The sequence below is a fragment of the Bradyrhizobium sp. AT1 genome (assembly GCF_001590795.1).
Classification (GTDB): Bacteria; Pseudomonadota; Alphaproteobacteria; order Rhizobiales; family Xanthobacteraceae; genus Bradyrhizobium.
In genome coordinates, this window is sequence record NZ_JXDL01000008.1 from 1 (window position 1) to 2,026 (window position 2,026).

Sequence of the window (2,026 nt, forward strand, 5' to 3'; positions counted from 1 at the left end):
ATGCACCTCGACGCCGATCAGCGCAGCGAGCTCGACCATTTCCTGTGACAGGCCGCCGGCGCCGGCCCGCGTCGACAGCAGCGCATCGTCCAGCAGCCGGATCATGTCGTCGATGTCGGCGACCGCCCGTTGGCGCTCGGCATCGTCGGCGATGTGCTCGACCCGTAGCCGCAGCCGGGTCGCGAACGTCCTGACGTCATGGGCGATGCCCCCGACCAGCGTCATGCGTGCACGCAACATCTCGGCGAGGCGGCCTTGCAGGCGGTTGAACGCGGCGATGACGGCGCGGATTTCCGGCGCGCTGCGGCGGGCGTCCGGCAGCGTCGGAGGATCGGCCGACAGATCGACCCGATCGACCGCCGCGGCGAGCTGCGCCAGCGGTCGCGTCTCGCGCTGCATGACGATCAGCGCCAGCAGCGCCACGATCGAGCCGAACAGGCCGGCGCCAAAGCCGACGGGCAGGCCGAACGGGGTCACCGGCAGGCGGGTATAGGCATCGATGATGAGAAGATCGCCGCCGCGCAGTCCGATGCGGAATTCGACGGCATTGGCCATCAGCCGTGCGAGACGGGGAAACAGACGGCTGGCGCGATGATCGGGCGGAGATACGATCTCCACCGCGCGGCCCGCAAGGCCGGCCGCATAGGTCTCGCGCAACTGTGCCTGCTGCGGCGGCGTCTCGCCGGCAACCGGCGTGCCCGACGGTACGATCCGCGCCATGAATTGCGGCGACGACACCGCATCGAGAACGGCCTGCCGCGCGTCGCCGGACGTACGCTCGAGCAGCGTTGCCAGCGCATCGAGCCGCGCCGGCGAAGGCCGCGTCAGCTCGTTCTCGTGCACCGTGGTCCGATAGAAGATCGCCAGGACGACGGTGACCACCACCGTGAATCCGACCAGTCCGATCAGAGCCAGCCGGGCGGCGAGCGTCACGCGCAGCATCACGACACCTGCTTCACGGTCGCGGTGAAGAGATAGCCGCCATTGCGCACCGTCGTGATCAGGTTGGAGCCGGGACTGGCGCCGTCGAGCTTCTTGCGCAGCCGCGAGATCAGCATGTCCACGGTGCGGTCGAACGGTTCGGCCGAACGTCCACGGGTCCAGTCGAGGATCTGGTCGCGGGTCAGCACCCGGCGCGGGCGCTGCACGAAGCAGCCGAGCAGATCGAACTCCGCGCTGGTCAATTGCAGCGCCGCGATCGGGTCCTCGACGGTCTCGACGCTGCGCGAATCGAGATCGATGACGAAGCGGTCGAACGCGAAGCGCCGGACCAGCGGCTTTGCCGGTGCTCCGCCGGCACGACGGAGGATGGCACGGACGCGCGCCAGCAGCTCGCGCGGCCCGAACGGCTTCGTCAGATAATCGTCGGCGCCCATTTCGAGACCGACGACACGATCGATCTCGTCGCTCTTGGCGGTGAGCATCAGGATCGGAAGCGAATCGTCCGCCCGCAAGCGACGACAGATCGAAAGCCCGTCCTCGCCCGGCAACATCAGATCGAGGATGACGAGGTCGGGCCGCAGGCGCTGGAGCATCTGGTCCATCGCCTTGCCGTCGGCGACGCAGGCGACATCGAACCCCTCGCGCCGCATGAAGTCGGCGACGAGGCGGCTGATCTCAGGGTCGTCCTCCACCATGAGAATCGTGGCTGCTTGCGTGTTCATGACCGCATTGTGGGCAATGGCCGGCGTCAAGCAAGGGCGCGGGCCCTCTTGTTACATAGTGTTACACGAGGCCGACAAAGCCATAACAATCGTTTCGTGCCCGCAATGTGCCGCAGACGCGGCCCGACCAGTCTCCCCCTTGGCTCCCGCTTACGGCAGCCCCCACAAGGAGACGACGACTATGACCAAGTTCTTCCTGACCTCACTCGTCATCGGCACCCTCTCGGTTGCCGCGGCAGCCGATGCCAATGCCTGGACGCGGTCGGCGACGGCGAGCGGGCCGCGCGGCACCTCGAGCGTCGCCGTGCGCGGCAGCTGCGCCAATGGCAGCTGCACGCGCAGCGCCACACGCACCGGTCCTG

General features: G+C 68.0%; 3 protein-coding genes. 1 reads left to right on the forward strand and 2 read right to left on the reverse strand.

The window, feature by feature from the left end:
• Together SE92_RS34665 and SE92_RS34670 are read right to left on the reverse strand one after the other, a co-directional pair.
• On the reverse strand, positions 1-942 hold a 942-nt coding region (locus SE92_RS34665), incomplete at its 3' end, for a sensor histidine kinase family protein (protein ID WP_063203937.1).
• Positions 942-1,664, reverse strand: coding sequence for a response regulator (locus tag SE92_RS34670; RefSeq protein WP_063203938.1), 723 nt, complete (start codon positions 1,662-1,664; stop codon positions 942-944). The genes SE92_RS34665 and SE92_RS34670, both read right to left, overlap by 1 nt.
• Before the next feature lie 181 nt (positions 1,665-1,845).
• Between SE92_RS34670 and SE92_RS35465 the strand changes: the two genes are divergently transcribed.
• A partial coding sequence (locus SE92_RS35465; protein WP_084251992.1) for a hypothetical protein occupies positions 1,846-2,026 on the forward strand: 181 nt, incomplete at its 3' end.